Source organism: Vibrio sp. 10N.286.55.E10 (genome assembly GCF_002872555.1).
GTDB lineage: Bacteria > Pseudomonadota > Gammaproteobacteria > Enterobacterales > Vibrionaceae > Vibrio > Vibrio crassostreae.
The window spans coordinates 182836-209342 of the sequence record NZ_MCSD01000003.1; the positions used below are offsets into that span (position 1 = coordinate 182836).

Consider the following 26507-nt stretch of genomic DNA (forward strand, 5'->3'; position numbering starts at 1 on the left):
ATAATAAAGGCGAGTCGGTTAGGCTCGCTTTTGATTATTATAATTAAACAGAATGATTAATAAAAATGGAGATGGTGGTGATATTTGATAGTTTTAAATATCTAATATGTTAATAGTAAATACTATTTCCTTAATTGTTATAAGGTAATTCTATTAATATAAATCCATAATTTTTTTGAGGCGTTTAATCCTTTTTATATAAAAATATACCCGACACCAAACTTTAATATTCATAAAAGTAATCATTGCTTTAACCAAGATCACAAATATCAATGAGCACTGTATTGCATATTTTGTTTTTGAGTTATTTTCCTGCCGCCAATCATAAAGGAAAAATAATAATGAAAAAAACAATAGCGTTAGTGTCTGTAACCGCCTGCCTAAGTCCGTTTACTTATGCTGATAATAGTAACGTTATCACCGGTGAATCGCCTGAAGGTGTCTACGTTCAATACCAATCGATGAATCAAGTGACTGAATCGATGAAGCAAGATGGCTTTACTTTGCATCGTTGTGGGATCAATACGCTTCGCAATAACATCCAAGCAAATCAAGGCTTGGAAGTCCCTCATAGTCAGATCCAATGTGTGTATTCAAAACCGGGTCAATCAACGAGTGATGAGTCTGAGCTAATCTATTGGCATTTGAACATTCTTTATAGCATGGAGAATGAAAACTTCGTTGCTGAGAGTGAATTTTCTGAGCGTTATACCAGCGAGATCTATACCCATAGCCCTGAATATCTTCTAGACATTGGTCCGCATTATTACCGTCAACGCTTGGAAGTTGAAGCATTGGGTATGAAGGTCGGTGAATGTAATCTACAAAAAATTTATTACTTCAGCGCTCCAACAGAAGAGTCATACTTATCAGATATTGCATCTTGCCCGGTGTATAAAGCTGATGGCGAACTGTCCGGTAATATTACAGTTGAAATTAACCATACACCGGCGAATTTGGGTTACAGTGAGCGTCTTGTCAAATTTTACGCTATTTAATCGTGTGAAAGTTTGAGCGGATTTTTATATTAATAATCTGACCCATATTCATTTGAACATTCTAATTTAGTATTAAATGAAAAAGGGTTGGTAATAAATACCAACCCTTTTAGGTCTATCGAAGTTTATGTACATATAGAGATGCCACAGAAAACTCAGAATCGTGTTTTTATTAAAAAGGTTAAAAATCTGAGCTATATAGCATTCAGTTTATAAGCCTCTATTAAATAGAGATTTAAAAATCGTATTTTAGACCAACTTGTGGCATGAATTCGCCTAAGTCGGCACCTTGAGCTTTAAGCTTTCGATAGCCGAGAGCTGCTTCAAAAGCCCAATTGCTGCCGAATTTCGTATCGGAAATGGCATACGTTTCGTATAAGTCAATGTCCTGACCGCTCTCTTCAAGCTTACTAATGCTACCCAAAACTTTCAGTGTCCAATTCTCACTCATATGAATGAAAGAGCCTAGCTCTAAACCATAACCATCCGCGGTGTAGCTCGCATCAGATATATCAGGTGGTGTTATACCATTTTTGCCAGGAGTAGAGCTTCCGGTTGTACCTTTGTAGCTTTGTTTAAATGACGTCTTGTTTACTTTTATATAAGGTGAATAAGAGCCTAACTCGAAGTAGTAGCCGATGCCGAAATCTTGCTTTGTTGTTGAAGCATAGGTTGTTGTTGAAAAATGTTGGCTTTGAAAGCTAGGGCCATCAAATGAGCTATAACTGATGTTGTAGTCAGCAAAGATATGGTCGTAGAAATTCCAAGATAAACGACCGTACCCACCAAGGCTACTTTCTGCATGCCCAATTACTGAGTCAGATAGGCCATCATCAATGCCATATTGAGCACCAAATGAGATAGAAGAGAAGTCATTCGCAGCAGCAGGTAAAGACGTTAACGCAGCAAGTAAAATTAAATGTTTCTTCATGTGTAACTTCATTATTTGTAAAAAGTTGCGGCATTGTATTACTTTATTTAACCTGTCTGTTGCGGAAACTAACATTCTGAAAATGATATGTAATGATTGTTTTCTTGTGGTGAATAATGCTGCTTATTGTTGGTTGTAAAATCTATTCACCATTTTGATACACCACATCGCCACGCAGTACAGTCATCAATACTTGAGTCTTGGCGATGCCTCTTGCTGACAAGGTGGTGATGTCTTTATCTAGAATGGCGAAATCTGCAGACTTCCCAACTTCAATAGAACCTGTTACGTCTTCAATTCCTAGGCTCTTGGCTGCGTTGAGAGTGTAAGCGTCGATGGCTGTGTAGATATCGGTTAGGCCTGTTTTGCCCATGATTAAGCTGTTTGCGATTCCGACCAAAGGGTTGATGTCGTGAACATTCCAGTCACTGCTTAGAGTGATATTGGCGTCGGTTTTGAGTATTGCATCGAGGTTCATCATGGCTTTAGCACGGCGGGCGCCAAGGAAAGCTTCCGCCCATTGGTGTTGATGCCTTGCAACGTAATCAGAGCCGACTTGAAAATCTGCAGTTACGCCAAGTTGTTTAAATCGTGGAACGTCCTCATCATTGATCAATTCAACGTGGGTTAACGTGTATGGCTTTTGCGAACCTTGTTTACGCACGCTCTCTATTGCATCCAAAGATTCACGAACCGCACCGTCACCAATAGCATGTATATGAGCGCTAAAGCCGATTTTTTCTAGGGCCGTTAACCACTGTTTCATCTGTGCTGGTGGAATGTAGTTCAAGCCATTAGGAGAGCTTGGTAAATAGGTATCTAAGTAAGGGGCAAGCGTTTTTGCTGTGCCATTAATGAAGATGCCATCGCTGTACATTTTCACCTGTTCGACCAGTAGTAGGCGGCTTTTGTTATCGGAATACATTTTCTCGAATACCTCGAGCTGAGAAGGCATTGCCATGGAAGGGTAAACCCAAGGACGCAATGAGACGCGTGCTGTGAGATCTTGGTTTTGCTCGGCTTCTAGCCAAACGTCATACCAACCGCGCTTCCAATACATTCTACCGTCACCTATGGTGGTGATGCCGTGGGCAGCCGCTTCTTCAAGGCCGTACATTAAGCCTTGGTAGCTCTGCTCAAAGAGCTCGCTTTGACTGTTCCACGTCATTTCCATGACTTGATCACCGGCGTTGTCCAGTAAGATGCCATTGAGCTTACCGCTTGCAGGATCTTTTAAATATGCTCCGCCTTGTGGGTCTGGTGATTGCGGACTAATTCGGGCGATTTTTAGCGCTTTGGAGTTAACCCACATTGAATGTGAAGTCTGCTCCATGATCACGACTGGTCGATCGGGGAAGACACTGTCGATGATCTCAAGTGGTGTGTATTCAGAATCGCTATCGAGAGTCGATTCCAAAGAAAAGCCATAACCCATTAGCCAACCTCTGCCAACGGTATCAGCATTGATCTTACAGGCTTCTAAGTAGGGGATTTGCTCTTCGAGTGTTGCTTCAGAATCGAGTTCACAGGTGCCACCCAGCTCTGAGGCGGCTTCAAAAACATGGTTGTGGTTGTCTATGAATCCTGGAAGGACGAAGTTTTGTTTTAGGTCGATAAATTCAGCGTCAGAGCTAGCAAATTGTCGTGCTTGTTGTTCACTCCCTATGAAAGAAATCTTGCCGTTCTGCGTGACGATACTGTTGGATTCATAGTGACCATAAATGATCGCGTCAGTAAAAACGCGACTATCGGAGGCTGTGACTGTTAATGATGTCGCCAAACCCATTGTACAAACGAGTTGTTTTAATAGTCGTACTTTTAGTTTTGAGTGCATTTTCATAGTGATTCACATTAATAACTTCCCCGTCTATTGTAAGGTTAGAATAATTGATTGGCTGAATCTAAGTTTTATTTCTAAAGAGTTAAACCTACGTTTGTCGAATAAATGTTAGGTAAGTCACTGATTAACAGAGTAAGAACTGAACTTTCCTTTAAAGTTAACGTATAGAGTTATCTATAACGAATAAATTTATCGAGTCGAGGTTAGGATGAAGAAAATATTATTGCTGCTGAGTGTCATTCTGTTGGGTGGATGCGTGGGTATGCCAGAAACCGTCAAGCCAGTTCAGCAGTTTGAATTGGATAGATATTTAGGGAAATGGTACGAAGTTGCTCGCTTAGACCACTCGTTTGAGCGTGGCTTAAGTAATGTGAGCGCTGAATACAGCCTACGCGATGATGGCGGCGTGAAAGTGATTAACCGCGGTTATTCGGCTGAAGAGGGCGAATGGAATGAGGCAGAAGGCAAAGCGTACTTTGTTGAAGGTAGCGACCAAGGTTACTTAAAAGTGTCGTTCTTCGGTCCGTTTTATGGTGCCTATGTGGTATTTGAATTGGAAGAGGAAGGGTACCAATACGCCTTCGTTTCTGGGCCCGACACTGATTACTTATGGCTACTAGCAAGAACGCCTGAAGTCGCACCTGAAGTGATGGAGAAGTTTAAAGCGATGTCGAAAGAGCGTGGGTTCAATACCGATGAGCTGATCGTTGTGGAACATACCCAATAAACCGATCGCTGTTATTGGTTAGAGTGATTGAGTGATGATTGATAAGGCACAGAGGATGAACTTCTCTGTGCCTTTTTAATTATCTGAGAGTTAGTCTTGCTTACGCACTTGCAACACGCTCAGTACTGATAGCGAAAGGAAGAACGCTGGGTCGCTCCAACCAAAGCCAACAAAGATGCCCGTGAAAGCGGCATACAGAGTGATGATCGCACCGAGCATATTGGTGACAACCAAGCCTTGGATGAGTTTCTTGGCACTGACTCCCGTTTCAATATCTCGCAGTAACCATGTTATCGCTGCAATACCACCAAGGAAGATACTGGTATGTTGAGAGAGAAAATAAGCGTACTTATCATTAATTTCCACGCCGTACATAGGCCACATGACCGTTGGTAGAAAAAACAACGCGAAGGCAAAACCTGCGTAAATGATGCCGTGTAGGCTTAAAAACGTTTTATTGTTCATTTGTTATCTCTCTATCTCGTGCCTTTCGCTAATTCTTTATTCATTCCATTAGCCGTTGATTGGGCCTTTGTTAATGGTAGTTAATGGCTGGTTCACGTCAAAAATCACGCCGCGAACTTCATCTACGCCCATCTCTTTCAAGCGAGCGGCATGCATGGCTAAGTAAGCCTCAGCACTGAGTTGATCTTCAAAAAGGTAGACACCACCGCCCAGTTTTTCGGTTTGGTTTTCTGTCCAGATTTTCCAGATCATGCCCGGCTCGTTGTTGATGGACTTAGCTAGGTCGACGAGTGCGTTCGACATCTCTTCACCGAAAGTGCCGTTAAATTCAAAATCAACTTGCAGTAGTTTCATGGTGTTTCTCCGTTTAACAAATTTCGTTTAACAAAATCCGCTGAAAAATAGGTGTTTAAGACAAACAAGCCATTCTCGTTTGTTGTTGAGATTTATATTGCCTGTTGAAATAGATATTACCTGTAAAAAACAGACAGGAAAGTTCATAATATTGCCATTAACTGTCAGGATTTTAGACCGATGAGATTAAAGACCACCCTCGACCAATGGCAAACACTCTATGAGATAGACCGTGCTGGCAGCATTCAGGCGGCGGCACTGCAATTGAATAAGAGCCACACCACGCTGATTTATGCGTTGAGAAAACTGGAAGATCAATTGGGCGTGTCTTTGGTTCAGGTTGAAGGTCGAAGGGCAGTGTTATCGGAAGATGGCAAAGCCTTATTGCGTAGGGCGAGCAGCATGCTGGAACAAGCGCGAGAGCTTGAGCTGATCAGTGAGCAGTTAGCAAAGGGTGTGGAATCTGAAATTGTGGTCGCAGTTGATCACCTATGCTGCCTTGAGCGTCTTTATAAGCCGATGGCTGCGTTTATGGCAGAGAACAACACCACTTCAATCCAAGTGGTTGAAACATCCTTGTCGAAGACCACTGAAATGGTCACTCAAGAACGAGCCGATGTTGCCATCATCAACCTGCCAATTACCAATTACTCGGCCGAAGCCTTTGGGTTTACCAAGATGGAGCCCGTTGTAGCCAGTTCGCACCCGTTGGCTAACGTGTCATCCATATCGCTCAACCAGTTGTCGTCGCTACCACAAATAGTGGTGAGAGATTTAGGCTCGGTTGAAAAACTGGGCGAGAAAAAGGATGTGGGTTGGTTGAAGTCGAGCCAGCGTATTACGGTCGATAATTTTGACCACGCCTTTGGAGCGGTAGAGCAGGGTGTAGGGTATTGCAGGCTACCTAAACATATTGTCGATAGCCGAGGAAGTGACAAGCTCACTGTGTTGAACGTGGAAAATGGCAGTGGCTATCAAGTGCCGCTGCATCTGACTCTGCCGAAAGGTGCGAAGACAGGCCCAGCCGCAAAACGTTTCTACGAACTGCTTCTTGAATCAGCCCAGAATGCGAACTAAGTGCTATGAGAAACTTAACTATGAACTATGAGTTATGAGTTATGAGCTATGAGCTATTAACGAGGCTGGTTGCCGTTCAAGAATAGCGCGACACATTCACGAGTGTAGTGAAGCCTTTCTTCTTCTGACTCGCCGCTATCGTGGCCGAAGAACGACCAATACGCCGACTTACCATGAAACATCAGCAACAGTTGACGTGCCGCTATGATTGGCGAGCTTGTAGAAGAGAGCGTTAAGTCGCCAGACTCTATCTTTGTCTGCAAGTAATCAGCGAGTAACTTAGTGGTCTTCTGTGGCCCTGTTTCTAAATAAATAGAGGCAATTTCTGGGTGCGTGTTGGATTGACTCACCGCGTTCTGAAAGGTTTGTCGAGACTGTTCATCAAGTAACAAATCCTGAAACTTCACACCAAATTTCACCAACTCATCACCCACCGCCGCATTCATATCAAAGGCAGCAGGGCTAAGTTCGCGCTCTGCACACTTGGTTTGCATGCAGGTTTCGAAAAGTTCGTCTTTATTTTTAAAGTGAGAGTAGACCGTTTGCTTGGAAACGTTCGCCGCTTTGGCTATCTGATCCATATTGATCTTGAAGCCATGCTCAGAGAAAAGCTGGCTTGCTGCGGTTAAGATCTGCGATCTCTTCTGTTCACTCTTGATGATTTTAGTCACGTGCTGTTTCTCATTGCTTGGTACTTGGTGTTGCTCAGTTCAATGCATTTCGTTCTGCGTTAAGCATTATGCTTTTTGTGATGGTTTTATCAATCATTAACGATGAAACTTATTTTTAACACAATCAAACTAGACAGTCTAGTTTGGTTTGGTTAGTCTAAAAAAAGAATAGGATTGAGTACCGCATAGGAACAGGAAGTATGTATAAATTGATGAAAGGAAGCGCAGTCGCAGTGGCGTTGTCGACTCTTCTTGTCGGGTGTGGTGAAAATACACAAGCCGAGACAGCATCCGATGCAGATAATGCTGCAGCGGAATCGAATAGTGCAGCGTCGACAGTCTTAACGGTAGAAACTGTCGCTTTGGAAAGCTCTCCATCGTATGCAGTGCTGCGTGAATATGTTGGTGTGGTTAAGGCAGGTCAGCAAGCTAATTTAGGTTTCGAACTGGCGGGTAAAGTGAATGAGATTCTGGTGGATGTCGGTGACACAGTAACCGAAGGTCAGCCCCTGATTCGATTAGACACTCAACTGTTGCAGACTGAATCTAGCCAACTAAAAGCGCAAGCCGAAGAAGTGAAAGCTCAACTGAGCCTTGTTGCGGCGAACCTAAAACGTCAACGTTCATTGAAAGCGAAAGGCTTCAGTGCCGAAGCGGAGATTGATTCACTAACCAGTGAGCAACGTGTGTTACAGGCTAACTTACTGCGCATTGACGCCTCGGTAAAAGGTAACGACCTAAAATTGGTTAAATCGACGATTCTTGCGCCGTATTCGGGCACCATCGCAACGCGTTTTGTATCGCTCGGCGATGTGGTCAATGTCGGCAATCCAACTCTTACATTGCTGGCATCGGAAGGCAAAGAAGCCTTCATCGGTATTCCTGCTCACCAAATGCAAAAAGTCACCTCACTTTCTTCCCCTAACATTCGAGTTGGACGTACAGATTATGCCGTGGAGCTGTTGAATCCGGGAGCCATGGTCGACACGCAATCCCGCAGTGTCGGCTTACGTTATCTTTTCCCCGAACAAGCGTCTGTTTTAGAAGGTCAACTTGCGTACCTTAAATTTGATGAACAGATTGATGAGCAAGGTTACTGGGTGCCATTAACGGGTTTGATTGATGGCTTGCGCGGTGTGTGGAATATCTTTGTGATTGGCGATGGCAACAAGGTTGAACGTAGAAGTGTTCAAGTGTTGTTTGCTAACAATCAACAAGCGTACGTGAGTGGTGCGATTGAAGATGGTGAGCAGGTTATTGCGAGTGGTTTACATCGCTTGGTTCCGGGCCAAACCGTGAAGCCAGTAAGCACTGCTGCTGAATAGGGAATAGTATGAAAATCATAGAGACTATTTCCAATACTCGACTGCTCATCTTGATGACGGCGCTACTGATGGTGAGTGGTATTTCTGCGTTCATGACACTGCCTCGTGCAGAAGACCCAGTAATCATCAACCGTTATGCAAACATTACAACCAGCTTTCCCGGTGCCAGTGCCGAACGTGTAGAAACCTTGGTCACTGAGGTGATTGAGAACAAACTGCGTGAGCTGAGTGAAGTTAAACTGGTGAGCTCAACCTCAAGGCCGAGCGTGTCGATTGTCACGCTAGAGCTTAATGACACCATCACTGAGCCCGAACCCGTCTGGTCGCAAGCGCGTGACAAGCTATCTGATATCGAATCCATTTTACCTGCGGGTGCGCATTCTCCTGATCTCGACAGTGACCATACCTACGCTTTTACAACTATTGCATCTCTGACTTGGTCTGGTGCTGGGGAGCCTGACCGCTTAACCCTTGGCCGTTATGCCAAAGAGCTCGCCAAGCGGTTACGAACGTTGTCGGGTACCGAATTCGTTGATGAATACGGTATGCCGCAAGAAGAGATTCAAATCAGTTTACGTACGGCCGATGCCGCTGCTCTAGGGCGTTCAAGTGCCAATATCGCCGAATCGTTAGAAGGGGCAGATGCTAAGAACTCGGCGGGTGAACTGGTCAGTGCGTATTCACGTTTTGGTTTAGAGATTGAATCAGAACTTGATTCCATTGAACGCATCAAGCAAGTCCCAATTGCCACCGACAGCAATGGCCACATCATCCGTATGGAAGATATTGCTTCTGTGAAACGTGGTGAAAAAAAACCACAAGACCAAATTGCCATTATTGATGGTGAGCCGGGAGTCATTGTCGCGGCAAGAATGCACCCTGATCTGCGTGTTGATAACTGGACGTCTCGAGCCAACGCGCTGATTAGCAAGTTTGAGCAAGAGTTACCAAGTAACGTTAAGGTGACAGTACTATTTAATCAGCAAGGTTATACCGAGACTCGCTTAGACGATTTAGGTAAGAGCTTGATGATCGGTTTTGGTCTGATCTTGATTGTACTGTTCGTCACCTTGGGTGTTCGTGCTGCGATCTTAGTGGCGATTTCTCTGCCGTTAACTTCATTGCTGACGCTGTCGATCATGAAAATGACCGGTGTGCCGATTAACCAGATGTCGGTGACGGGCCTAATTGTGGCTCTCGGGATCATGGTGGATAACGCGGTGGTAATGGTTGATACCATTCAAGCTTATCGCCTGAAAGGGCAGCAGCGCGCTGAAGCGACCATGAATGCATTGAAGCATTTATGGGTACCGTTACTGGGCTCGACACTCACCACTGTCCTAGCCTTTGCACCGATCATTCTGATGCCTGGCGCTTCGGGTGAGTTCGTGGGGGGAATTGCGATTACCGTGTCTTTCTCGTTGATCGGTTCTTACATTATTTCACATACCTTAATTGCAGGCTTGGCGACCAAGTTACTACCGAAACAACTCAGTGATGTGGATAAGAAAGGGCAGCACCATTGGTATATGACGGGCTTGAGAATTCCTGCATTAACACGTTGGTTCTCATCTTCTGTTCGCTTTGGTGTCACGCATCCAATCATTACTATTGCGTTGGTGTTGTTGGTTCCGTTTACCGGCTACTGGAGTATGTCTCAACTGACTGAGCAGTTCTTCCCGCCTTCAGATAGAGACATGTTTGAGATTCAGGTGTACATGCCGCCGCAAGCGAGCATTTATGCGACCAAGAATACCTCTGAAAAAATCGACGATATCATTCATCGTTATCCTGAAGTAGAACGTATCGATTGGCTGGTGGGCGCAAACTTCCCATCTTTCTATTACAACTTGCAGGCAAGGCAAAATAATGCGCCTTACTTCTCGCAAGCCATGGTGAAAACAGAGAACTTTGATCAAGCCAATGCGCTGATTCCAGAACTTCAAAAGGTGTTAGATAACGAGGTGCCGGAAGCACAAATCTTGGTGCGAAAGCTTAATCAAGGGCCTCCATTTACTGCGCCAGTTGAGCTGCGTGTTTATGGTAAAAACCTCGATACGTTAAAAGCGATTGGTGAAGATGTACGCTTGATTCTGGCAGGTGTGCCTCATGTGACTCATACGCGAGAAACATTGCAGCCAGGTACGCCTAAGGTGTGGTTGAAGGTCGATGAAGACACCGCGAAACTTAACGGCATCTCACTCAATCAGTTTGCTGGCATGCTGCAAACTACGCTGACAGGCCGTGAAAGTGGCTCTGTGATTGAGGGCAGTGAATCGGTGCCAATTCGTGTTCGTGTGGCGGATGACGCGCGTGAAAACTTGGCGCACTTAAGCAATATTCGTTTGCCAATCAGTTCTGATGTCTACTCAACGGGCATCAATGTGTCGACTTTGGCTGAACTTGAACTGACTACCAGTCGTGGTGCGATTACTCGTCGTAACGGGCAGCGTGTCAATACCATTGAGGGTTACATTGAAGCGGGTGTCTTGCCTCAAACCGTGCTTAATGAGTTCCAAAAACGATTGGAAAGCTATGAGATGCCATCGGGTTATACGATTGGTTTTGGTGGTGAATCGGCTGAGCGTAACAATTCAGTCAACAGCCTTATCTCGAATGTCGCTGTCGTGGTGGTATTGATGGTTTTGGTGGTGGTGATGTCGTTTAACTCGTTCCGAATGAGTAGCATCATCTTCATGGTAGCAGGACTGGCTGGTGGGCTAGGGCTGTTGTCGGTATGGATCTTCGGTTATCCGTTTGGTTTTACGGTGATCATCGCCATGCTTGGGATTGCGGGCTTAGCGATTAACGCTGCCATCGTGATTCTGACGGAATTGAAACTCGATAAGCAAGCCTCATCAGGCAATGTGGATGCGGTCGTTGAGGCAGTGATGTCGTGTACTCGTCATATCAGCTCGACCACGATTACAACCGTTGGCGGCTTTATGCCATTGATCATCGCTGGTGGCGGTTTCTGGCCTCCGTTCGCGGTCGCGATTGTTGGCGGAACGGTATTAACCACGCTTATTTCTTTCTACTTTGTGCCTGTGGTTTATCACTTAATGACTAAAAATCAGCGTAAGAAAGTCGTCACAGCAACAGCATAACCCCTTTTTAATGAGTATTACTCCTCTCCTTTGAGGGGAGCAATACTCACTGAAATACATCAAAATACTCATCAAATCGGCTTTTTAGATCGATCTTTTCCATTGTTTTTCGGTACCTCACTGGCATTATTATCAATGAAAAGTAGTGTGTTATTCGAATATCTAATGGGTTGCTGTCTGAAGTGATGTCTTTTCTAAATACCTTTAAAATCGTATGTGAATTCATAAATTTGACATGTATCACACTTTACTTAATTCGCTCTTTCTAATGTAATCAATCATTGTTGCTTCTACTGCGTGTTTACTTTTCTCTCTCCCGTTTCGCTTTAATCCTTTTCCGCACATGGCTCAACTCGTGTGGCACGTATATGATGTGCGTCTGAATTGCATCAATTTCCCACATCTTACTTTCATAACTGGAAGGTTAGTTTCCAAGTTTGTTTGGTGAGCTTTCAATTTCAACTCCTCATAATGCGCCAAATGTAACAATGTATTTCAAAGTGTAACAATTAAGTCATATTTTTTGTGTGGTTTTAACCGTGCGGCAATGTTTCGGCTACGCTGTGCTGTCGTTTTAATTCGGCAGTTTTAACTGTACTGAGAAGGGTTTAATTCAGTTTCGCTTTGAGATGCGTCGTTTCACATGCTCAACACATAAATATTCTAATGACCATGACAACCAGTACTCGGGCGTTCGTTCTGAGGCTGGATAACCATCGAGAAAGTTAATGGAAGCTTCAAGATATAAACGCATTTTATCGAGAGCAAATCTGTCGAGGATTGGTTTGGTGGGAACCGTCCTGATGCTCGAAGGATGCAATTCAGCATTGCTCGACCCAAAAGGTAGCGTTGGCGTTCAGGAAAAGGAGCTAATTATTACTGCTCTGTTGCTGATGCTGATTGTAGTCATCCCCGTGATTCTGATGACCATCTACTTTGCTTATAGATACCGTGAAAGCAACACCACAGAAGAGTATGCACCTGACTGGGCGCACTCAACCAAGATTGAAATAGTGGTATGGACGATTCCAATCATCATTATTGCGATTCTGGCCACCATCACTTGGCGAACAACACACGAACTGGAGCCTTCCAAGCCTCTGGAGAGTGACGTTAAGCCTATGGTGATCGAAGTGGTCTCTCTGGACTGGAAATGGCTGTTCATCTATCCGGAGCAAAACATTGCGACGGTTAACTATGTTGCGTTCCCGAAAGATGTACCGGTGACGTTTAAGCTGACTTCAGACAACATCATGAACGCGTTCTTTATCCCGCGTCTTGGTTCGCAGATATACGCGATGCCGGGAATGGTGACCAAGCTGAATTTGATTGCAAACCACGAAGGTGACTTTAAAGGTTTTGCATCGAACTACAGTGGTAAAGGGTTCTCTCAAATGAAATTCACCGCATCAGCAATGCCTGACCAAGTGGCGTTTCTAAACTGGGTGGAAAAAGTGAAGGCTAGCCCAGACCGTATTGAAGATTGGGAGCAGTTCCGTTCATTGGCTGCGCCAAGTGTTGCTGAACCTGTGACTTTTTTCTCCAGTATCCCACCATTTTTATTCACTGATGTCGTGACCCAGCACCCTGGTTCAATGAACTGTTTGCCGGAAACCCAAGGATAATCGTCATGTTTGGAAGATTAACTCTAGACTCAATTCCCTACCACGAACCCATTATTGTAGTCACTTTAACCATGATTGCTTTGGTGGGTGCTTTAGTGGTGTTCGCGGTAACTAAAGCAGGTAAGTGGCAATACCTTTGGAATGAATGGTTTACGTCTGTAGACCACAAAAAACTGGGCTTCATGTACATTGCGGTTGCGATGGTGATGTTAGTTCGTGGCTTTGCTGATGCGGTAATGATGCGTAGTCAGCAATTGCTTTCTGCAGCCGGTGAGACGGGCTATTTACCGCCACATCACTACGATCAGATCTTCACTGCTCACGGCGTGATCATGATTTTCTTCGTAGCGATGCCATTGGTTATCGGTTTGATGAACATTATCGTGCCGCTGCAAATTGGTGCTCGTGATGTTGCATTCCCTTACTTGAATAACTTGAGCTTCTGGCTGTTTGTGGTGGGTATCATTCTAACCAACATGTCACTGGGCTTAGGTGAGTTTGGCCGTACGGGTTGGTTAGCGTATCCACCGCTTTCCGGCATTGAGGCAAGCCCGGGAGTAGGTGTCGATTATTGGATATGGGCACTGCAAATATCCGGTGTGGGTACCACACTAACGGGTGTGAACTTCTTTGCGACCATTTTGCGCATGCGTACTCCGTCTATGCCAATGATGAAGATGCCAGTGTTCACATGGGCATCTCTGTGTGCCAACATCCTGATCATCATCTCTTTCCCGATCCTAACTGTGACCATTGCGTTACTGACTTTGGATAGATACATCGGCACGCACTTCTTCACCAATGACCTTGGTGGCAACGTGATGATGTATGTGAACCTGATTTGGGCATGGGGACACCCTGAGGTGTACATCCTAATCTTGCCTATTTTCGGAGTGTTCTCTGAAGTTACTGCGACTTTCTCACGTAAAAAACTGTTTGGTTATACCTCACTGGTATGGGCGACGGTGGCTATCACTATTTTAGCGTTTGTGGTTTGGCTGCATCACTTCTTCACCATGGGTTCAGGCGCCAATGTGAATGCCTTCTTCGGCATTGCAACTATGATTATCTCTATCCCGACCGGGGTTAAGATCTTCAACTGGTTGTTCACCATGTACAAAGGTCGTATCCGCTTTACCACACCTATGTTATGGACGGTCGGTTTCCTTATCACCTTTACGGTGGGTGGTATGACAGGCGTATTGATGGCAGTTCCGGGCGCAGACTTTATTCTGCATAACTCGGTATTCCTGATTGCTCACTTCCACAACGTAATCATCGGTGGCGTAGTGTTCGGTTGTTTCGCTGCTATTGGTTACTGGTTCCCGAAAGCGACGGGTTTCACTCTGAACGAACTTTGGGGAAAACGCGCATTCTACTGCTGGATAATCGGTTTCTTGATGGCGTTCTTGCCGCTTTATGCTCTGGGCTTTATGGGCATGACGCGTCGTTTGAGCCAAGACATCAATCCTGAATTCTTCCCTCTACTGGCGGTTGCGGCTGCAGGTACGGGCGTGATTGCGATGGGTGTTGTTTGTCAGTTCGTTCAGATTTACGTGAGTGTTCGTGACCGCGACCAAAACCGAGATCTAACCGGTGACCCGTGGGGCGGACGCACATTCGAATGGGCAACGTCTTCACCACCGCCGTTCTACAACTTTGCAAAATTGCCTAAGGGCGATGAGATCGATTCGTTCTGGTATCAAAAGCAAAGTGGTGAGTTTGATCCAACTCAGGAAGAAGAATACGAACGTATTCACATGCCTAAGAATACACCGACAGGCATTTATGTGTCTGCATGGGCGTTGGCATTTGGCTTCGCAATGATTTGGTACATCTGGTGGCTAGCGGCGGCAAGCTTAGTGGGCATCGTGGTGACGTGTATTCAACACAGCTACAACGACGATGTGGACTACTACGTGGAAGTTGAAGAGATCAAAGCGATTGAAGCGGCTCGACGTGCACAGCTTGAAGAAGCTAAGAGACAGTCAGTGAAGGGCGACAACTCTGGTCGTGGTAACAGCGCTGACGGTGACAGTGATAACAACAATAAAGATGATTTGGAGACGACGTATGCAAGCTAATACTCCGTCACACACTTATGATCTTGCACACTCGCATGATCATCACCACGAAGCTGCGGGTAACAAGTTGTTTGGCTTCTGGGTTTACTTGATGAGTGATTGTGTCCTGTTTGCCACACTTTTCGCGACTTATGCCGTGCTTGAGAGTGGTTCAATCGCAGGGCCTACAGGCAAAGACATCTTTGAACTGCCGTTCGTGTTTGTCGAAACCATGATGCTGCTGTTCAGTAGTATCACCTTTGGCTTTGGCATGATTGCAATGAAGCGCAAAGACGTTACGGGACTGAAGCGATGGATCAAAGTTACTTTCGTATTGGGCTTAGCCTTTATCTGTATGGAAGTGTATGAGTTCCATCACTTGATTGCAGAAGGTTATGGTCCTCAAGAGAGTGCGTTCCTTTCTGCGTTCTTTACCTTGGTTGGCACACACGGGTTGCACGTAACGTTTGGTCTGATTTGGATGGCAGTGGCGTATCACCAGCTTTCAACCAAAGGCTTGAACGACAACATGTCGATGCGTTTCCAGTGTTTAAGCTTGTTCTGGCATTTCCTTGATATCGTTTGGATTTGTGTATTTACCATTGTGTACTTAATGGGGGTGATGTAATGGAACAGCATCTAGACAGCGGTGCAACGGATTATGTGAAAGGCTTTATTGCGTCACTAATTCTGACCATTATTCCGTTCTACATCGTGTGGTCACATGCGCTACCAAGCACGGAAACTTACGTGATCTTGTTCGGTTGTGCGCTGGTGCAAATCTTTGTGCACTTTAAGTACTTCTTGCATATGGAAGCGAAATCTTCCGATGGGCGTTGGAACTTGGTGTCACTGATGTTTACCGCCATCGTTGTATTGATTCTTATCGCTGGCTCGGTATGGATCATCTACAACATGAACGTCAACATGAAGTTGTAGGCTAGGGTATGCTGAAAAGATATCTGTCTATTACCAAACCGGGCATCATTTTCGGCAACCTGATTTCTGTTGCGGCGGGGTTCTTCCTCGCCGCAAAAACAGAACCAGCCAGTGCGATGTTGTTACTGACAACATTAGCGGGTGTGGGACTTGTGATTGCATCAGGTTGTGTGGTCAACAACATCTTTGACCGAGATATCGACCAGAAAATGAAACGAACCCAGAACCGTGAATTGGTTCAGGGCAACATCAACACAGACGTCGCATTTATCTATGCGTTAGTCATGTTGTTGGCAGGCACGGCGTTGCTGTTTCAATTCGTTAATCCGATGTCTGCGGTGGTGGTGTTGCTTGGTTATGTGTTCTACGTTTTTTTCTACACCATGTGGTACAAGCGTAATTCAGTTTACGGCACCTTAGTGGGCAGTATTTCTGGCGCGGTTCCACCATTGGTTGGCTACCTTGGCGTGACGAACTACCTGAGCTTAGAATCCGTTCTGCTGTTCATTATGTTCTGCTTATGGCAAATGCCACACTCGTATGCGATTGCGATGTTCCGCATTCAAGACTACCGAGATGCAGGCATTCCCGTTTTACCGGTTAAAGAGGGTGTGGATAAGGCCCACAAACATATGAAAGCGTATGTGGTCGCTTTTGGCGCGGTTGCTCTGGGGTTATTTTTACTCGGAGAGGCGGGTTATGAATACCTAGCCGTGTCGGCAGCCGTTTGCTTTATGTGGACCAAAGTGACGTTCCGTAAGGTCGACTGCCTCAACTACATTCAGTGGTCAAAGACTGTGTTTAAGGTGTCCCTGCTGGTGGTAATGAGCATCAGTGGTGTGCTGGGACTGGAGTTGATTCCACTGCCTTTTTCGTAAGGTTGGAACAAGATTAACCTATCAAGCAGTTCGCACCAATAATATAAATACCCCGACGAGCGGGGTATTTTTGTTTATCTTCTATCCAACTCTTACGCGTAACTTGTTTACCAAGCCCCTAAGTATGACTTGTAAGATTGTAGGCGAACGGTTGCTGCGCCAATCACATCAATGAAGCCCCAGAATGGGTGTGGCTTCTCAGCCGAGATCCAAGCCGCGCCAGTTGAACCAATCGGGATGTTGTAACCTTCTGGTTCGATGATCTCAAGTACGATAGTACGACCTAAACCATTGCCGTTTCTTACTACGTGTTGACCGACACTTTGTGGCCCCTGAAGTGGAGAAATACTCGACTCACCGGTACCTGCATTAAAGCTGTGTACTTTTGCCCGGAACACGTGACCTGGATAAGCGTCTACGAAGAACTCAGCAAAGTCACCCACTTGAACATAGCCGTATGTTTGGTCAGAGATGCGCATCTCTAAGAACTTTTTGCTGGTGTTGTAAAGGTGCATATTGCCCATTACCGAGCCTTCCGCAATGTTCACGATAGAGACTTGGCCATCAAATTCAGCTCGAATGGTTTTCTTCTCTTGTGCCCAGTTAACTTTCTGCAAGTCGGCTTTTAATGACACAAGTTCAGCGTGCAGCACTCGAAGATCGGAGTCGTATTTTTCCACGTCACGCATATTGAAGATTTCAGGTGACGTTTCAGCGCGCTCTAAGTCGCGATTCATTTGCTTGATCTCTTCTTCTTTCTGAACAATTGAAGATTCGATCTTTGCTTTGTCTGCGGCAGAATCAATGTCGACGAGTGTGTAAATTACGTCGCCTTCTTTAACCATTTGGTTGTGTTCAACAAGCACTTGGTCGATCTGCTGACCAAAGATAGGTGACATCACCGCGTGTGGTGCTTTCACTGTGGTTGAGTTGGTTAAATCAACGGGTGCCCACAAGCGAGAGATAACTGCTAATACTGCAAGAATCGTTACGCCGCCAATGGCAGCCCAGGTGTAGTTCTTGAAGTTCTTCTTGAGTGCGCCTGTCGCAAACAGTGACCATACAATTAGGATGTATGGAATCATCATCTCTTTCATTATGCGACCTCTTTATTTGTTGGAGTCTTTTCTTTTGAAGGCTGAGCTTCTGAAGACTGTTCTACTGGAGATTGTTTCGTTTGAGACGGCTCTGTTACCGATTCTTCAGGTGATGCGTGGACTACGGCGGCCTCTGTACTGGTCGCATCTTGTTTAGGCTGTACACCACGGCGAATTACATCACTCAGTGATTGGCCAATATGTTTCCAGTTCGCCAATGCGATAACCAAGGCGATCACCCAGAATGTTTTGCTGATGAAGAGTCCGCAAAGTGATAGTGCAAACACGATCTGAACGTGAGCGCTCTTATGCTCTTTTGCTTTATGCACACCTAGTTCATGCAACTGCCACATGCCGTAAACACCGGCTAATACCACAGCAATGGTCACTGAGAACAAGTAGCCAGAGAAGTACTCCATCTGGAAGAAGTTCATCATCATTTCATTGGGATGATTGTTGAATTGAGACATGTCGATGTCTTTAGAATGGATTGTGCCTAACGGTGCAAGAGCCCATGCACCAGCAAACATCACCGCCATAAACAGGCAGAATTTAATCAAGACCATTACAATGGCCCAGATTTTCTGGAAAACGAGTTTTATAAAGTTCATATCTCAACCTACATCAATAAGAAGAGAGAATTTGCAGCCTAGAAGTGACCTTTAATGACATCTTAAAAAGTAGATGTCTATTATGTGGGTAGATTGGTACGCATAATAAACAAAAGTAATAGATGCTATTTAAAGTGATACTACTCAGTCCAGACAACCGATTCTCGGTATCAAGAAGCGAATATGCTCCCTTACAAATCAATCTTATTATTTGTCAGTAGACGCAAACAGAATGGTAATTAGACTATCGACTTAACCTTCGTAGCGACTGTCTTTATTATGGGCTGCGCCTCGACCATAGAGGGCTGTTTCATGATAATTGACATGCCACAGTAAACATTTGTCATTTTTCTGTTTGGGCTAATAATTGATTTGCTGGCAGGATAATAGGAAGAGTTTTGAGCAGTATCTACCCAGTATACCGATTTAATAATATCGTAATTACGATGAATTGGCATGGCGCAAAATCGGCAAGTTGAATTATTTGCTAGTGCTCAAATTCGGCTTTAAAACATTGTTAATTAAATTGGCTTGGATCAATGAAATGACTAATAAAAGCATCAATAAGAGAGTTGATAGAATTTGTCTTTTTACACGCTTTTTACAATAAAAAGAGTAATACGAATGAATGATGAATTATATACGTACGACAATAAAATTCATTTGTCAGAAACTATTCATGAAACCTTAAGAAAAACATTAATGATACGCTCAGTATATGATTGTGGCTATTAACAAGAACATCTTCTTTGAGCGCTGAATTAAAAATATTGTAGCTATAATTATTTAGATGTATACCTCATTCACTCTGAACACAGTGTCATGACAAGCGACACAATAGTCCGTTTTATCATTGTCATTAGAGCGTCACTAATTGGCGAGGTTTCTCATCTAAAAGAGTAGTGTATCACGGGATATTAGTGTCTCAATTTATAACTTTAAATTTGAGATTCTTATTTTATGCTATCGTTTTTACGATAGCATAGTGCTTATGGCAGCCTTGAGAGTAATGATATATGAGTAACGACATTCCAAATTTCAATTTACTTGCTGTCTTTTCTGCGGTGATGGAGCAGGGGAGTTTAAGTAAAGCTGCTGATCAACTTAGTACCAATCAATCGACTATTAGTACTGCCTTAGCACGTTTAAAGAGTGATATTGGGCAGGAGCTTTTTGTCCGAAAAGGACGGGGGGTGGTGCCTACTGCATATTCTCAAAGCTTGTATGAGCAAATTAAAGCACCGATCAATGAGTTAAATGGTGTCTTTCAATCGATGACAAATTTTGATGAGCAAGTTTCTGAGCGTAAGTTTGTTATTTCTTCACCTGAACACCTTCAGTGGGTATTGCTCAATAGTTTTGCGGCTCTTCCAAATCAAAATCTCTCGCTTGAAGTCTATGATCAACCAGATAATGATGATCGTATCTATGAAAATCTTCTGACTCAAGAGTTTGATGCGATGATCGATATTTTGGTTCCTGAACATCCTAGCATCGCTAGCGAAACCTTGTATCAGGGAGATTTTGCCATTGTGTGTCGTGAGGGGCATCCACGAATTCAAGGTGAAATCAATGAAGCTCAGTTTATGACCGAAAAACATGCTGTTTTAGATCGAACTCGCCGTAAAGTTCGCAGTTTGAATCACTACACATCTTTAGATCTGTCCCAGCGTAAAATCGTATTTCATGGGCGTTCGCTGTTCAGTAATATCTTGCTGTGTAGCCAATCCGATTACATCACTGTAGTGCCTTTATCCATGGCCGTGCAGTTTCAAGAAAAGTTAAGTTTACAGCTGTTCAAGCCACCTTTTGAATATCAGCCGATGTCTCATTACCTGATTTGGTTGAAGAAGCAGAACAGCGACCCCGCTCATAAATGGTTTCGAGAGCAAGTGATTAATACATCTGATGCGATGTCGAAAACGCTTAAAGATAGGCGTTTGCGGTTTTAATTGAGAGTCGAAATCTAAGGGGAGCATTGGCTTCCCTTTTTTGTGTCTCTTAGTTTGTATTAGTAAATATGTTAATAACAAAAAATTATCACAATGAGAATTTATGATAATTTCATTTATTTACTGTCAGCTCGTATATTAACCCTAACAAAGAAGTGGACAACCTCCACTCACGATTATATCGGCCTGCGTCACTGGGCTAAAAAGGGTGAAATATGAAATTCCTACACACAATGATCCGAGTTGCTGATCTAGATAAGTCTATTGAGTTCTATACCAAGGTATTGGGTATGAAAGAACTTGAGCGTCATGACAATAACGATTACCGCTACACGCTGGTTTTTGTTGGTTATGAGCAAGGTGGCACAACCATCGAACTGACTTATAACTGGGATACGAATGAGTACGAGATGGGCAACGCATTTGGCCATTTAGCATTGGGTGTGGAAGATATTTACGCGGCATGTGACAAGATTAAATCGCTGGGTGGCAATGTGACTCGTGAAGCGGGTCCTGTAAAAGGTGGTTCAACACACATCGCTTTTATCACTGACCCAGACGGCTACCAAATCGAACTGATTCAACTAGGTTAATCGAGGAAATGACAATGACAAACGCACTATTTCAACCAATTCAACTTGGTAATATCGAACTAAAAAACCGTATTGTTATGCCACCGATGACGCGTTCTCGTGCAACGCAACCTGGTAACTCAGCAAACGAAATGATGGCGGCTTACTACGCTCAGCGCGCTTCTGCGGGTTTGATTGTGGCAGAAGGCACACAGATTTCTCCATTGGGTCAGGGTTATGCTTGGACACCAGGTATCTACTCTCAAGAACAAATTGCTGGTTGGAAAAAAGTAACCGATGCCGTACATGAAAAAGGCGGCGTTATTTTCGCTCAGCTTTGGCATGTAGGTCGTGTAACACACCCAGACAACATCGGTGGTGAACAACCAATTTCATCTTCAGCTATCAAAGCGGAAAACGTAAAAGTCTTCATCGATAACGGCACTGATGAGCCGGGTTTTGTTGACGTGGTTGAACCTCGTGAAATGACCAAAGAAGACATCAAAGAAGTGGTTGAGCAATATCGTCAAGCAGCCCTTAACGCAATCGAAGCAGGCTTTGATGGCATTGAGCTTCACGCAGCAAATGGCTACTTAATTAACCAATTCATTGATTCTGAAGCAAACAACCGTACCGATGAATACGGTGGTTCAACTGAAAACCGCCTGCGTTTCTTAGGTGAAGTGGTTGAAGCGATGGTTGAAGCGATTGGTGCTGACCGTGTTGGTGTTCGTCTTGCTCCGTTTACTTCGTTAAATGGCACGGTTGATGCGACGCCAGTTGAAACTTACACAGCGGCAGCCGCGTACCTAAACCTATACAAGATCGTTTACCTCCACATCGCAGAAGTAGACTGGGACGATGCGCCTGAAACGCCAAAAGCGTTCAAAGCTGCGGTTCGTGAAGCATTCAAAGGTGTGCTGATTTACGCAGGTAAATACGACAGTGAACGTGGCGAGCGAGCAGTAGCAGAAGGCGTGACAGATATGGTTGGCTTTGGTCGTCCATTCGTAGCAAACCCAGACTTACCTGCTCGTATTCAACATGGTTTCCCTCTAGCTCCGCACGATCCAAACACGCTGTTTGGCGGTGCTGAAAAAGGCTTAACGGATTACCCAGAATACGCAGGCTAAAAACTGCTGCCTGAAACAGAGTATTAAGATAGTATCTTGATCCTGTTAAGAGTTTATAAAAAGCAACCTTGCAGAGTCGGGTTGCTTTTTTGTTATTGGAACGAATAAAAATGATGAACGTAAAAGCGATGCGTGGCGAGCTTTACCTCTTGTGTGCCACTTTACTGGCAGGGGTAGGATGGATTGCATCTAAGCTAGTGGTCATGGAAATGCCGGGACCTGTGTTCATTGGTGTGCGTTTTGTTGTCGCGAGCCTGATTCTACTGCCATTCTGTATTCATCATATTCGCAAGCTGTCATTTAAACAGATCCTGTCATTGTGCGGTGTTGGCTTACTCTTGTCTGCCTCACTTCAGGTGTGGGTGTTTGCGGTTTCGGTAACGGAGAGTTTATCGGAAGGGGCATTTATCATGAGCCTCGCGATGATCATTGCGCCATTCGTCTCTTGGGTTCTGTTTCGAGTAAAGCCTAATCGCGCATTTTGGATGTCATTCCCTATCGCGATCCTTGGTATGTTACTGCTTACCCTCACCAATGGTTGGCATGTTGAACAAAGTCAGATCTACTTCTTGTTGGCTTCTATGTTGCTATCCATTCACTTTGTGATGAACAAGCGTGTGATCACCAATATTAAGCCTATCGCATCAATCTGTGTGCAATTGTTTGTTGTGGGTGTGAGTGGTTTAGCCTTTGCTTCTATGACAGCTCAGCCGGAGTTCGAAATCACCAAAACCTTAGTGTTCTGGTTTATCGTATCTGCGGTGATCGCAACGTCTATTCGTTACTTGTTGCAAACGGTCGGTCAGCACTCCGTGAACATGGAAGTGGCGGCATTGATCATGATTCTTGAGCCAGTGTGGACATTGTTACTGAGTGTCAGCATGTTGGGTGAAACAGTTGAGGTACAAAAGCTGGTCGGTGGAGCGGTGATCATTGCTTCGCTGTTTTGCTATATCAAATGGTCGCGGAAAAAATAAACCCTCGTTCAGGGCGAGGGTCTTATTCAGTTTCTAAGTGGTTACTTTAGCGTGAGCTATTGATCTAGACAGCTGCGACCATTTTTTTAAGTAAACCGATCATCTGTTGCTGCTCTTTTGCATCAAGCGAGGCCATTAGCTCTTCATTCAACTTCACAGGGATGGGTATTAACACTTCTTCAAGTGCTTTACCTTTCTCTGTTAGGTAGATTCTAAAAGAGCGGCGACTGTGTGGATCTACTCTACGCTCTACCAGTTCAAGCTTTTCCAACTTATCTAATGTTCGTGTTGTCGTTGAGTTTTCTACTTTCGACTTAGCGGCAATATCACGCTGGGTAACGCCTTCTTCTTCCCATAAACACATCAAGGTTGGCCACAATGCGATGCTTAAGCCGTGTTTCTTTAGCTCAAGGTCGAAATCTTTGGTCGCTTTGTTGGCGATAACATTGATCATCCATCCAAAACTATTCTGTCTATCAAACTCTTCTGGCATTGGTTAGTCCCTAATTCTTATGACATAACAACTATTGCCATCGTAACTAATACCGACGCAATTAGCACCAACAATGCTTTTCTATTTGATGAAAAAGCCAATTGAGTGCCACTTTCGAAACTTTCCACTGACGGTGTGTGGTTTTGTTTGCCTGTGATCATGGCTAACACTAGTGGTTTTGAGCGTAGCTTATAAGTCGTAATTGCCAATAGGTGTAGAACGACAAAGACCACTAACATACGTGCTGCAATACTGTGCGCCGCACCGAGTAGGTCAAAAACATCGTCTGTGATGATGACTTCTGAATATGGCAATGTGTCGAAGAACCCAACTATCGCTAGGCCAGTTATGCATTGGGCGAATAAGGTTGTAATCATCCCCACAACCATCCAAGACCCTAACGGGTTATGTCCTGGCTTAGGTTGAACTTGGCCTCGTAAGTACAGCCAAGCAGATCGAGGTGAGCTCATAAACTGCGAAAAACGGCTGGTATCACTTCCAATGAATCCCCAAACCAATCGCCATGAAATTAAACTAAACAGTGCTAGCCCTAGATAAATATGTGGGCCATTGCCACTAAAGCCTGATGCCGCTAGACCAATGAATAGTGTGGCTTGTAGCCAGTGGTACAGTCGAGTCGGTAGATCCCAAATTTTCATTGTTCAATTTCCTGCTTGTCATTTTTCAAAGTGAGATTAATTTACACAACAATAGTTGCGCGCGCAACTGTTGTTGTGTAAATTAAATGCATCTCATCGATTCCCGATTGAAAGATCAATAAATCAACCGACCAATGTATAGGAATAACACTATGAAAAAACTGACTATCGCTTTGCTTATCGCCGCGCCAGTAATGGCTATTGCTGCAACTGAAGCTGTGAATAATCGCCAACAGGCTTTCAGCTCAATTGAAAAACTCAATAAACAAGTGTCTTCAGAATTAGGAAACCGAAATACAGATTGGAAAAAGGTTGAGGAGTTAAGTGAAATGTTGGTGGAACATGGTGGTGTCTTGAACGCGAGTTTTGCTGAAGCTGGAACAGGAGGTAAGGCCAAGAAGGAGGTTTGGAGCAAGCCTGAGAAATTTAACCAACTGATGTTGCAGATGAACCAAGGCTTTGCAGAGCTTTATCAGGCGAGTGTTGAACAAGATTTATCGAGTGCAGAGCAAGGGTTAAATTCTGCGAATAAGACGTGTAAAGGGTGTCACCGTACTTATCGTTCTCGTTGGTAACGATTCTAACAACGAGCTTTGAATATAGGTGGTAAAGTCGACCCCTTACCACCATAGTCCTATCGCGCAGCCTTCTTTTCTTTGTGCAATCAATTCGAATGCACTAGGGGCGGAAAAGTACGTGAGTGAATTAGTCGCGAACAGTGACTTTAGTAATCACAATATCTTCGCAAGGTACATCTTCATGTCCCCAACGAATGGTCGTTGGCGCGGCTGCGATCTTGTTTACCACATCCATACCTGCCGATACTTTACCAAATACAGCGTAACCCCAGCCTGCGTTGGTTGTTGAGGTGTGATCGAGGAAATCGTTGTCATCAAGGTTGATGAAGAACTGTGCCGTTGCAGAATGTGGTGCATCAGTACGAGCCATCGCTACAGAGCCAATCACGTTCTTTAAGCCACGGTTTGCTTCGTTGACGATGGGTGCGCGAGTTGGTTTTTCTGTCATGTCGATAGTGTGCCCACCACCTTGAATCATGAAACCTTCAATAACACGGTGAAATGTCGTGCCTTCGTAGAAGCCATCTTGGCAGTATTTAAGGAAGTTTTTCGATGTTACTGGCGCTTTTTCAAGGTTCAGTTCAATTTCAATGTCGCCAAAGTTTGTGGTCAGAATGATCATAAAGGTCCCAATATTTGAGTGTTAATACTTTGAAGGCTACAGCACAGTGGTTAGCTTATTTGAGTGCAGTATATGAAAAATTGTGGAGGATGCCAGTTAACAATGCTTCCCAAGCGGATTTATGGGAATGGTGAGTGGCTAGGGAGACTTCATATATAAGAAAGCCAGCGATGAATCACTGGCTTTGAGATGAAAAACGGACTTAGAGCGTTAGTAGGTAATTCACTAGTTGGTTGTACTCTTCGTAGCTCTTGATTTGATCCGGTTTCACGATGTATTTGTTGTTAACCAGAACTCCAGGAACACCTGTTAGTGTGCTTTGCTCAAACTCTTTATCGAAACGTTTTTGCATCGAGTTCACTGCAAAGCTGTTGTATGCTGCATCAAACTTCTTCGCATTGATACCGTTATCAATGAAAACGTCACGCAGTTCTGCTTCATTTTTTGGTGTTTGTTGCTTCTCATGGATCTGAGCAAACATGGCAGGAACCATGCTTTCTTCAGCGTCTAGCGCAACCATGGTCGCGTAAGCCTTCGCCATTGGCACTGCCATGTTGTTACCCATAAAAGCGACGTGCACTTTTTGGAAGCTTGCTGACTTTGGCAAGTCTGCTTTTAGGTACTTAATGACCCCTTCAAACTTGTAACAATGTGGGCAGTAGAAAGAGAAAAATTCGGTAACGACAGGCTTGTCGGCCTTTGCTACATCAAGGATTTTGTAGTGCGTGCCTTCTTCAAATTGTGCGGCGTTTACTGAAGCGCTTAAGAGTAGAGCAGCAAAGAGGCTAAATAGTTTTTTCATGTGTTAATTTC

At 44.4% G+C, this 26507-nt stretch carries 26 protein-coding genes; 15 read left to right on the plus strand and 11 right to left on the minus strand.

Annotation, left to right across the window (positions count from 1 at the left end):
* Nucleotides 1-341 precede the first annotated feature (341 nt).
* Nucleotides 342-998, plus strand: a complete 657-nt coding sequence (locus tag BCV39_RS02680; RefSeq protein ID WP_102432630.1) for a hypothetical protein — start codon at nucleotides 342-344, stop codon at nucleotides 996-998.
* 235 nt (nucleotides 999-1233) lie between these two features.
* Here BCV39_RS02680 and BCV39_RS02685 read toward each other — a convergent pair whose 3' ends face one another.
* A complete protein-coding gene (locus BCV39_RS02685) occupies nucleotides 1234-1929 on the minus strand; it encodes an outer membrane beta-barrel protein (protein WP_102432629.1) in 696 nt (231 codons plus the stop codon).
* A gap of 142 nt (nucleotides 1930-2071) precedes the next feature.
* Complete coding sequence (locus tag BCV39_RS02690) at nucleotides 2072-3715, minus strand: amidohydrolase (RefSeq protein WP_240698017.1); 1644 nt, start codon at nucleotides 3713-3715, stop codon at nucleotides 2072-2074.
* 262 nt (nucleotides 3716-3977) lie between these two features.
* Between BCV39_RS02690 and BCV39_RS02695 the strand changes: the two genes are divergently transcribed.
* The gene (locus BCV39_RS02695) at nucleotides 3978-4496 is read left to right on the plus strand and encodes a lipocalin family protein (protein ID WP_048669028.1); all 519 of its coding nucleotides are present in this window, start codon (nucleotides 3978-3980) and stop codon (nucleotides 4494-4496) included.
* A 90-nt stretch (nucleotides 4497-4586) separates the two neighbouring features.
* Here the strand turns inward: BCV39_RS02695 and BCV39_RS02700 are convergent, their stop codons facing one another.
* Nucleotides 4587-4961 (minus strand): hypothetical protein, encoded by a 375-nt coding sequence (locus BCV39_RS02700; protein ID WP_102432627.1) that lies wholly within the window; start codon nucleotides 4959-4961, stop codon nucleotides 4587-4589.
* A 48-nt stretch (nucleotides 4962-5009) separates the two neighbouring features.
* A complete protein-coding gene (locus tag BCV39_RS02705; protein ID WP_102432626.1) occupies nucleotides 5010-5315 on the minus strand; it encodes a monooxygenase in 306 nt (101 codons plus the stop codon).
* Nucleotides 5316-5495: 180 nt separating this feature from the next.
* Between BCV39_RS02705 and BCV39_RS02710 the strand changes: the two genes are divergently transcribed.
* Nucleotides 5496-6392 carry a LysR family transcriptional regulator gene (locus tag BCV39_RS02710; RefSeq protein WP_102432625.1) on the plus strand — a complete coding sequence of 299 codons (897 nt, stop codon included), beginning with the start codon at nucleotides 5496-5498 and terminating at the stop codon, nucleotides 6390-6392.
* A gap of 56 nt (nucleotides 6393-6448) precedes the next feature.
* Here the strand turns inward: BCV39_RS02710 and BCV39_RS02715 are convergent, their stop codons facing one another.
* Complete coding sequence (locus BCV39_RS02715; RefSeq protein ID WP_102432624.1) at nucleotides 6449-7063, minus strand: TetR/AcrR family transcriptional regulator; 615 nt, start codon at nucleotides 7061-7063, stop codon at nucleotides 6449-6451.
* A 200-nt stretch (nucleotides 7064-7263) separates the two neighbouring features.
* Here BCV39_RS02715 and BCV39_RS02720 point away from each other — a divergent pair, with 200 nt between their 5' ends.
* The 7 genes from BCV39_RS02720 to cyoE all read left to right on the plus strand — a co-directional run bounded on the left by BCV39_RS02720 (nucleotide 7264) and on the right by cyoE (nucleotide 17000).
* Entirely contained in the window at nucleotides 7264-8388 is a 1125-nt protein-coding gene (locus tag BCV39_RS02720) for an efflux RND transporter periplasmic adaptor subunit (protein ID WP_048658253.1), read from the plus strand.
* An 8-nt stretch (nucleotides 8389-8396) separates the two neighbouring features.
* Nucleotides 8397-11495, plus strand: coding sequence for an efflux RND transporter permease subunit (locus BCV39_RS02725; protein ID WP_102432623.1), 3099 nt, complete (start codon nucleotides 8397-8399; stop codon nucleotides 11493-11495).
* A 728-nt stretch (nucleotides 11496-12223) separates the two neighbouring features.
* Complete coding sequence (gene cyoA, locus BCV39_RS02730) at nucleotides 12224-13120, plus strand: ubiquinol oxidase subunit II (RefSeq protein WP_080585195.1); 897 nt, start codon at nucleotides 12224-12226, stop codon at nucleotides 13118-13120.
* 5 nt (nucleotides 13121-13125) lie between these two features.
* The gene (gene cyoB / locus BCV39_RS02735) at nucleotides 13126-15204 is read left to right on the plus strand and encodes a cytochrome o ubiquinol oxidase subunit I (protein ID WP_048669033.1); all 2079 of its coding nucleotides are present in this window, start codon (nucleotides 13126-13128) and stop codon (nucleotides 15202-15204) included.
* Complete coding sequence (cyoC, locus tag BCV39_RS02740; RefSeq protein WP_010439790.1) at nucleotides 15194-15811, plus strand: cytochrome o ubiquinol oxidase subunit III; 618 nt, start codon at nucleotides 15194-15196, stop codon at nucleotides 15809-15811. Before cyoB ends, cyoC begins: the two co-directional genes overlap by 11 nt.
* Nucleotides 15811-16122: a cytochrome o ubiquinol oxidase subunit IV gene (cyoD, locus tag BCV39_RS02745; protein WP_010439794.1), complete on the plus strand. Its 312-nt coding sequence runs from the start codon at nucleotides 15811-15813 to the stop codon at nucleotides 16120-16122. The genes cyoC and cyoD overlap by 1 nt, the downstream gene beginning before the upstream one ends.
* A gap of 8 nt (nucleotides 16123-16130) precedes the next feature.
* Nucleotides 16131-17000 carry a heme o synthase gene (gene cyoE / locus BCV39_RS02750; protein WP_102432621.1) on the plus strand — a complete coding sequence of 290 codons (870 nt, stop codon included), beginning with the start codon at nucleotides 16131-16133 and terminating at the stop codon, nucleotides 16998-17000.
* 107 nt (nucleotides 17001-17107) lie between these two features.
* Here the strand turns inward: cyoE and BCV39_RS02755 are convergent, their stop codons facing one another.
* Nucleotides 17108-18097, minus strand: coding sequence for a biotin/lipoyl-binding protein (locus BCV39_RS02755; RefSeq protein ID WP_012604427.1), 990 nt, complete (start codon nucleotides 18095-18097; stop codon nucleotides 17108-17110).
* Entirely contained in the window at nucleotides 18097-18708 is a 612-nt protein-coding gene (locus BCV39_RS02760) for a magnesium transporter (protein WP_102432620.1), read from the minus strand. The genes BCV39_RS02755 and BCV39_RS02760 overlap by 1 nt, the downstream gene beginning before the upstream one ends.
* Before the next feature lie 1016 nt (nucleotides 18709-19724).
* Here BCV39_RS02760 and BCV39_RS02765 point away from each other — a divergent pair.
* The 4 genes from BCV39_RS02765 to BCV39_RS02780 all read left to right on the plus strand — a co-directional run bounded on the left by BCV39_RS02765 (nucleotide 19725) and on the right by BCV39_RS02780 (nucleotide 23342).
* Nucleotides 19725-20660, plus strand: a complete 936-nt coding sequence (locus tag BCV39_RS02765) for a LysR family transcriptional regulator (protein WP_102432619.1) — start codon at nucleotides 19725-19727, stop codon at nucleotides 20658-20660.
* Nucleotides 20661-20875: 215 nt separating this feature from the next.
* Entirely contained in the window at nucleotides 20876-21253 is a 378-nt protein-coding gene (gene gloA / locus BCV39_RS02770; RefSeq protein WP_008221701.1) for a lactoylglutathione lyase, read from the plus strand.
* 14 nt (nucleotides 21254-21267) lie between these two features.
* The gene (locus BCV39_RS02775) at nucleotides 21268-22365 is read left to right on the plus strand and encodes an alkene reductase (protein WP_102432618.1); all 1098 of its coding nucleotides are present in this window, start codon (nucleotides 21268-21270) and stop codon (nucleotides 22363-22365) included.
* 110 nt (nucleotides 22366-22475) lie between these two features.
* The gene (locus tag BCV39_RS02780; RefSeq protein WP_048658260.1) at nucleotides 22476-23342 is read left to right on the plus strand and encodes a DMT family transporter; all 867 of its coding nucleotides are present in this window, start codon (nucleotides 22476-22478) and stop codon (nucleotides 23340-23342) included.
* A gap of 64 nt (nucleotides 23343-23406) precedes the next feature.
* On the opposite strand, the gene BCV39_RS02785 is transcribed toward BCV39_RS02780, so the two are convergent.
* Both BCV39_RS02785 and BCV39_RS02790 read right to left on the minus strand, forming a co-directional pair.
* On the minus strand, nucleotides 23407-23835 hold the full coding sequence (locus BCV39_RS02785) for a MarR family transcriptional regulator (protein WP_048658261.1): 429 nt from the start codon (nucleotides 23833-23835) through the stop codon (nucleotides 23407-23409).
* Between the two features lie 17 nt (nucleotides 23836-23852).
* Entirely contained in the window at nucleotides 23853-24494 is a 642-nt protein-coding gene (locus BCV39_RS02790) for a cytochrome b/b6 domain-containing protein (protein WP_102432617.1), read from the minus strand.
* A gap of 152 nt (nucleotides 24495-24646) precedes the next feature.
* On the opposite strand from BCV39_RS02790, the gene BCV39_RS02795 reads away from it, so the two are divergent.
* A complete protein-coding gene (locus tag BCV39_RS02795; RefSeq protein ID WP_102432616.1) occupies nucleotides 24647-25069 on the plus strand; it encodes a cytochrome c in 423 nt (140 codons plus the stop codon).
* A gap of 130 nt (nucleotides 25070-25199) precedes the next feature.
* Here the strand turns inward: BCV39_RS02795 and BCV39_RS02800 are convergent, their stop codons facing one another.
* Both BCV39_RS02800 and BCV39_RS02805 read right to left on the minus strand, forming a co-directional pair.
* The gene (locus BCV39_RS02800) at nucleotides 25200-25694 is read right to left on the minus strand and encodes a peptidylprolyl isomerase (protein WP_048658268.1); all 495 of its coding nucleotides are present in this window, start codon (nucleotides 25692-25694) and stop codon (nucleotides 25200-25202) included.
* 202 nt (nucleotides 25695-25896) lie between these two features.
* Nucleotides 25897-26496: a thiol:disulfide interchange protein DsbA/DsbL gene (locus BCV39_RS02805; RefSeq protein WP_102432615.1), complete on the minus strand. Its 600-nt coding sequence runs from the start codon at nucleotides 26494-26496 to the stop codon at nucleotides 25897-25899.
* Nucleotides 26497-26507 lie beyond the last annotated feature (11 nt).